5 protein-coding genes are annotated in these 7209 nt (G+C 50.1%); all 5 read left to right on the forward strand.

The window, feature by feature from the left end:
- Positions 1–2365 (forward strand): coiled-coil domain-containing protein (locus AQR02_RS10355; protein ID WP_159067733.1); only part of this gene is annotated, 2365 nt, incomplete at its 5' end.
- Between the two features lie 171 nt (positions 2366–2536).
- On the forward strand, positions 2537–3664 hold the full coding sequence (locus tag AQR02_RS10360) for a TPM domain-containing protein (protein WP_054940494.1): 1128 nt from the start codon (positions 2537–2539) through the stop codon (positions 3662–3664).
- A 162-nt stretch (positions 3665–3826) separates the two neighbouring features.
- Positions 3827–4951, forward strand: a complete 1125-nt coding sequence (locus AQR02_RS10365) for a phosphodiester glycosidase family protein (RefSeq protein WP_054940495.1) — start codon at positions 3827–3829, stop codon at positions 4949–4951.
- 107 nt (positions 4952–5058) lie between these two features.
- On the forward strand, positions 5059–5991 hold the full coding sequence (locus AQR02_RS10370) for a LysR family transcriptional regulator (protein ID WP_054940496.1): 933 nt from the start codon (positions 5059–5061) through the stop codon (positions 5989–5991).
- A 15-nt stretch (positions 5992–6006) separates the two neighbouring features.
- Positions 6007–7122, forward strand: a complete 1116-nt coding sequence (locus tag AQR02_RS10375) for a 5-methyltetrahydropteroyltriglutamate--homocysteine S-methyltransferase (protein WP_054940497.1) — start codon at positions 6007–6009, stop codon at positions 7120–7122.
- Positions 7123–7209 lie beyond the last annotated feature (87 nt).

A 7209-nucleotide genomic window follows, 5' to 3' on the forward strand; every position in this document is an offset into this window, starting at 1 on the left:
CCCTACTGATGCTCTGAAGGAAATTATCCTCAAATCTGCTGTACCGGTCTTTATCCGCGAAGAAATGGCTGGGACGGCAGTGGAGCCCTTCCGGCTGCTATCCAATCAGGGACCGCAGATGGTTCTGCAGCCTGAGCGGTTCCAGGACTGGAAGCGCGGCATCGCTTCAAGGCTGAAGGAGCAGGAGGAAGAGCTGCAGGACGCAGAAAATTACCTCTCCAAGCTGAGATCTGCCCGCCAGGAGTTCGAGCGGCTGTTCCAAGGCGAGCATACGATGAATCTCAAAGCTAAGCTGAGCACACTAGCACAACTCAGCGATGAGCTTGGCCAAAAGTTAAGCAGCCTGAACCATGAGATCAGCAGCAATGAAGAGGCGCTGGCGAGCATTCAGAAAGAAGTGGTTCAGAATGAGCTGGAGCTGACCGGACTAGAACAAAGGGTGCAGGCGCTGCGCCAGTGGGAAGAACGGACGAAGAAGCAGGAGCAGGATTACAGGGACAAGCAGAGCGCTGTGGAACGCAAACAGGTTCTAATCAAAGAGATTGCCGCCAAAGAGCAAGGGATGGTCCAGCTGAAAGCGGAAATGGACAGCACCGCACAGCAGCGTGTGAACTGGATTGGGGATACACGCTACTCCTTGTTCCCGAGGCTGCAAAGCTGGTTCCCGGAGATTGTTTTTCCTGGTGAACTTCATCCTTCAGAGGGTTCCGGTTTAGAAGAGCAGGAGCTTGATCCTGAGGCTCAAAATATACTCCAGCAGCTGCTCAGTACTGTGGAAAGCCTGCAGCAATCCTTAACGCAGAATGAGCTGGAAATCCGTACCCGGGCGGGTAATATTAAACGAGCCGGTGAACAGCTGGCTGAGCTGGAATCCGCCGTCAATCAGGTAGATAAACAATGGAAGAATGCGGCTGAGCCTTCCGATTCTCCGGAAACCCTTATGACAGCGAGAGCACGCCAGAAGAACGAAACAGCTAATCTGGATGAAGATTACCAGAACGTGCGTGAATCCTACATCCGCTGCCAGACGATCCTGGAGAACCTGCAGAAGGATCTGCGTAAAGCTGAGAAAACGATTAAAGAAAAACACGAACGTCCGGTTGAAATCTGGCAGGAATCCCTCGATGCTAAAGAAGCAGAGGTTAATGCTCGCAACCGCGAAAACGAGCATTTGCTGAACAGCTGCAAGCAGGCCTTATCTTCAATGGATCAGTGGATTCAAACGCTGGGTAATCAGAGCAAGATAATGGACACGCATGTTGAAGGACGCACACAGCTGCGGGAAGTACCGGAAGAAATACAGCTGCGTGTAAGGGAAGATTGTGAACCGCTGGTAGCCGATTGGCTGCTGCGCAGCAAGAAAAGCCGCGGAGAGCGGACCGAAATCTCCCGCAAAGTGAAGGATGAGAAGTCTTCCTTAAGCAGTAAGCTCGCCAAGTGCGGATGGAACAGCGAACTGGAGACCAAGATTCAGGAACGGCTCAATACCGTTCACTGGGATGATTTCTTCATTGCCCGCCAAGTGCTGGACTCCATGCTGCAGAGCTCGCAGGATCAGATTGAGAGCATCCGCAGTGACAAGGAAGGGATGGAGCTGTCCCGGAAGCTATGGGTTGGGCGCGCCGCCAAGCGGGTCGTACAAATTGTGGATATTCTGAAGCGCATGGAACGGCGGATGATCATCCACAATGAGAACGGACATGCCTTTCCGCTGGTGCGGCTGAATTATAAGAATATCACCGTCCCTAAAACTACAGAGGATATCGAGCCGCTGGTCAGCGACTATTTCAACCGCTGTATCAGCAGTTTGCTGGAGAAATATCCGAAGATTGAGCAGGTTCCGGCCGCTGCTGTCAAAGATCTGATAAATGACGGGAAAATCGTATATGCCGCCATGCAGAACCGTTTCCCGGTGCTTCAGGTGTACAAGCCGGTCACCGAGAACTACTTCCTCTATGCGGCCCCGGAAGAATTCCATTACTCCGACTGGGAGGTTATTAACCGCGGAGCACTGGATGAAGCTGTCGGCAGCGGTGGACAGCGCCAATCCGTACAGCTTCTGGTAGCGATGATGATCATGACGCATAAACGGGTTAACCGTGAGAACAAAGGCTGGACGGTCTTCTTATATGACAATCCGTTCGGCGAGATGGTCTCGAATAACGTGCTTGATCCGGTATTTGAGATCTCCAAAGCACTCAGGTTCCAGTGGCTCATCGTCACGCCGCCGGAGCTGGTTAAGAATGATGTCAGCGTCCGTTTCGGCGTATACTGGCAGCTGTATTTTGGCGGCGATAAGGGAGAAATGCTGGAATCCACGCTCGTGAAAGGCGGAAGAAAGCTGATCCCGGCTTCGCTGTTTTAAATATATCCAATAGAACCAGCCTGCCAGGCTCATGTCTGGCAGGCTGGTTCTATTTTTTTATGAATATGATTTTGGATCATTTAGGAGACTATTAACTCATACTAGTGTTCTTCATCGCATAGAATCTATTATCTAGCTAATCAAGTAATAACATCGGGCAGGGGGATTCAGATGAACCAGAAGATTATCAAAATAGCATTGATCGCCATGATGCTGAGTATGATGCTGCCGGTGCTGAGCTGGGCAAAACCGGCTATACCGGAGCCTACGGAATCGTTCTACGTCAATGATTTTGCCAATGTAATTGACGTAAAGGCTGAGAACTATATGGTCAATTACGGAGTAAAGCTACATCAGGAGACTGGAGCACAGGTGGTGCTGGTTACGGTTGATTCCACGGGCGGGGCTTCAATGGAAGAGTATGCGACCTTGCTGTTTAACAGCTGGGGCATGGGTTCGGCGGATAAGAACAATGGAGTCCTCCTGCTGCTCTCGATCAAAGAGAATAAATATTGGGCACTGCAGGGCGACGGCCTCAAGAGTACGTTAACGGATAGCGGCTTGTCACAGATTCTCTCGGAGTCACTAGAGCCGGACTTTGCGGACAAAAATTACGCTGCCGGCGCGCGGAAAACCTACGGAGTAATCATCGAACGCCTCGGCGGGGTTTGGAAAGAGCCGCTCGGGAGCGGGAATTATGTGGCTGACAACGCCAGAGTCCTGCCTCAGGTAACCAGGCTGTATCTCAACCAGTCCAGTAACCTTTATAAAACAACGACCGGAAGCGGTATTTACATCGTAACGGTGAAGAATACCGGGGGCCGCAGCCTGCAGGATTACACGTACGCAAAATTTGCATCCATACGTGCCGGTTCCAAGGATGTGCTGCTGGTACTGGATATCGAAGGCGACAACTACCATGTGCTGCAGGGAAGAAATGTAGACAGGACGCTGACGAATGAGCTTATCAGAGGCATTCTGGATAAGGTGCTCGAACCGCAATTTGCCGGTAAAAATTACGCTGCCGGTGTCACAGCAACGGCAAATGAATTTTACAGCTTTTTTCTGGCCAGAGCAGATCACAGTCCGGAAATAGCTTCAGCAGCTTCCATGACAGCTCTTACAGCGGCAACAGACAATTCCCTAAACACCGGAACTGATAGACCGGCAGTGTCGGCAGCAGCTATATCGGTAACGAAGCCAGCCTCATTGAGCAAAGGACTGACGATTCTCGCGCTTTCCCTTATATTTATCGTATTGATCGCCACGGTGGTGTCACGCCGCAACCAATATAACTAGAGCAGCAGAACCCTCTTTTCTAAGAGGGTTTTCTTTATTTTACAAGTTATGGATCACAGAGTTAAAAAACTGAAACCTTTACTTTCGCGAGATCGTCTATCATGGGAAGATATGATTCTATCATGATTTCCATTATATGCATCTCCAGGGAGGAAGAAAGAAGTGAGTACTTCATCATTACCCCAGCGTTCAAACGTACGAAAGAAGAAAAAGCCTGTCCGTAAACGCAAGAAAAAGAGCTTTCCGCGCAGACTCACCAGAGTCTTCCTGTTCTTTATCCTGCTGCTGGTTGCTGCCGGGGGCTGGCTGTATTTTGCACCTTCTGCCCATAATCTCCGTTATTTGATCGCAGACACATTGATAACGACACAACACCGCTATATGGCGAAATATATTATTGGTGAAGATGAGCTGAAGAATCGGGTGGCCGAGTACAATCAGCGTTTTGTTCATATGGGCGACGAGAAGGATACCCATACGATTGCAACCCCTGCACCTGAAGTTGAAGCAGAGAAGCCGCTGGTCGAGATTGAGAAGGTATCAGGGACTAGTTATACAGGTTATGTAATGACGGTCAACGATCCTACGAAGGTCCGGTTAGGTGTTCCGGGCAAAATCGGCTCCGGCGAGAAAGTATCCAGTATGGTCAAGCGTACCGGTGCCATTGCCGGTGTGAACGGTGGTGGGTTTGCTGACCCGAACTGGAAGGGGAACGGATTTAAACCGATCGGGCTGGTCGTCTCGCAGGGAAAGTTATTTTATAATGGCCTTGGCGGCAAGAAATCGACACAGATAGTAGGCCTGGATAAAGAGGGCAAAATGATCGCTGGTAACTATTCGCTGGAAGAGCTGAGTAAGCTTGGCGTGCAGGAAGCCGTATCTTTTCAGCCGCGGATTATTGTCAATGGCAAAGGCTTGATCAAGAACGCAGCCGAAGGCTGGGGAATCGCGCCAAGAACAGCTATGGGCCAACGTGCGGATGGGGCGCTGCTGTTTGTTGTCATCGACGGCCGACAGCCTGGCTACAGCATCGGTGCGAACCTCTATGATGTTCAGCAGATTATGCTGAAGCATGGAGCGGTAATTGCCGCGAATCTGGACGGCGGATCATCGACGGTACTGGTCAAGGATAATGAAATCGTTAATAAACCTTCTTCGCAATACGGTGAACGTTATCTGCCTACGGCATTTCTCGTCTTTGAGCATCCGGAACAGGCACAGATTGCAAATATTTGGGAAGGGCTTGATCCTTCGCAGATCGATGCTGCCAAGAAGCGGACACAGTAACGATAGATTTCAAGAGAGCAGTAGACGTAGTACATCAAGTAGAGATATGCTAATAAAATAACTAGATACGCACAGGGCCACAGCCTTTGATTAGAGGGGGAACAGGATTGACATTGCAGCAGCTCCGCTACGCCATAGAGATTGCGAACAGCGGCTCTATGAACGAAGCGGCCAAACGGCTTTTTGTGTCACAGCCCAGTCTCTCCAATGCCATCAAGGAACTGGAGAGCGAGCTGGGAATCACGATTTTTGAACGGACCAACCGGGGGATCAGCATCTCAGCGGAAGGCATGGAGTTCCTGGGCTATGCAAGGCAGATTATCGAGCAGACCGAGTTCATGGAGAACAGGTATACCGGCAAGAAACGCAGCCCGGTTTATTTTTCCGTGTCTACCCAGCATTATGCTTTTGTCGTCGATGCTTTTGTGCGTCTGATGAAGGAACGCAATGTGTCGGAATATAATTTCAGCCTGCGTGAGACACAGACCTACGAAGTTATCGAGGATGTGCGGACACTGCGCAGTGATCTCGGGATTCTGTATATCAACGAAAGCAACTATAAGGTAATGAATAAGCTGTTCAGCGACGGGAACCTCAAATTCACCCCGCTGTTCAACACGAATCCGCATGTCTATGTCAGAGCCGGACATCCGCTGTCTGCCAAGGAGAGCCTTATTCTGGACGACATCCTCCCTTTTCCGTATATTACCTTTGAGCAGGGAGACAACAATTCTTTGCACTATTCTGAGGAAATGCTTAGCTTCACCCAGATTGAGAAGAATATAAAGGTAACCGACCGGGCAACACTTACGAACCTGCTGCTAGGCACCGATTCCTATACAATAGGCACTGGTATCATGGCTTCTGAGCTGAACGGCAACGGCCTAGTGACCATACCTTATGACAGCAATGAAGTGTTTACCGTCGGCTGGATTACTCACAAGGACCGCAAACCCAGTGAAATCATGTCGAGTTATATCGAACTATTAAATGATCTGGTCGCAAGCAGTTACTTCGACTTGAATCAATTCTTACTATAACAGCAGGAGGGACGTATGATCAGTCCAATAACCGGTTCCGCCAGAAATGCTCCGCCCTTTCGTTATGACATCGTCGGCAGCTTCCTGCGCAGTGACGAAATTAAGGCAGCCCGTAGCATGTTTGATCAGGGCGAAATTACATCACAACAGCTTCAGGAATTAGAGAATAAGGAAATTGCTGAACTGCTGAAGCATGAAAAGGCGTTGGGCCTCAAGGCAGTTACCGATGGGGAATTCCGCCGTTCGTGGTGGCATCTTGATTTCTTCCTGGGGATTAGAGGGACTCAAAAAATCATCCTCAATCAGGGCACCGGCTCCAAGGAAAGTACTCAGCGGGCTGAGAGCTTTAAGATTACCGGCAAAATCGCATTTGAGGATCATCCGATGATTGCCCATTTTACGCAGCTGCAGCAGATGGCAGGAGAGACACTAGCCAAAATGACGATCCCGGCCCCGTCCTTATTCCACTTCGTGCAGGATTATAACGGTAATGAAATATATCCCGATCAGCAGCTGCTGTATCAGGACATTATTACTGTATATAAGGCTGCAATTCAAGCTTTCTATGATGCAGGGTGCCGTTACCTGCAGCTGGATGATACCACCTGGGGTACACTTTCCAGCGGAAGACACCGGGCTCATCTCCGCAGCAGGGGAGTCGATCCGGAGCAGCTTGCTAAGGATTATGTGCGTCTTATTAACGAGAGTATTGCCGGCAAACCTGAAGATATGACGATCGCGCTGCACGTGTGCCGCGGTAATTTCCGGTCCACCTGGTTTGCTGCGGGCGGTTATGAGCCGGTTGCCGAAGTGCTGTTCGGCGAGACGCAGGTCGATGCCTTTTTCCTTGAATATGACAATGAACGTTCCGGAGACTTCGCTCCGCTCCGGTTTATTCGTGACCAGTTTGTTGTGCTTGGCCTGGTTACCACCAAACATGGGGGGCTGGAGAGCAAGGAGCAGCTAAAGCTGCGGATTGCCGAAGCTGCCCAATATGTGAATATTGAGAAGCTGTGCCTCAGCCCGCAATGCGGCTTTGCTTCGACGGAGGAAGGGAACATTCTGACGGAGGAAGAGCAGTGGGAAAAGATCCGGCTGGTCGTTGAGACGGCGAACGAGGTATGGTTATAAGTTAATGGAAATAGCAAAGGATGTCCGGAGCAACCGGAAACGGCTGCGTGGAACATCCTTTATTTTTGCGATATAAATGATTTCTAG

Origin of the sequence: Paenibacillus ihuae, from assembly GCF_001368795.1 — a bacterium.
Classification (GTDB): domain Bacteria; phylum Bacillota; class Bacilli; order Paenibacillales; family Paenibacillaceae; genus Paenibacillus_AQ; species Paenibacillus_AQ ihuae.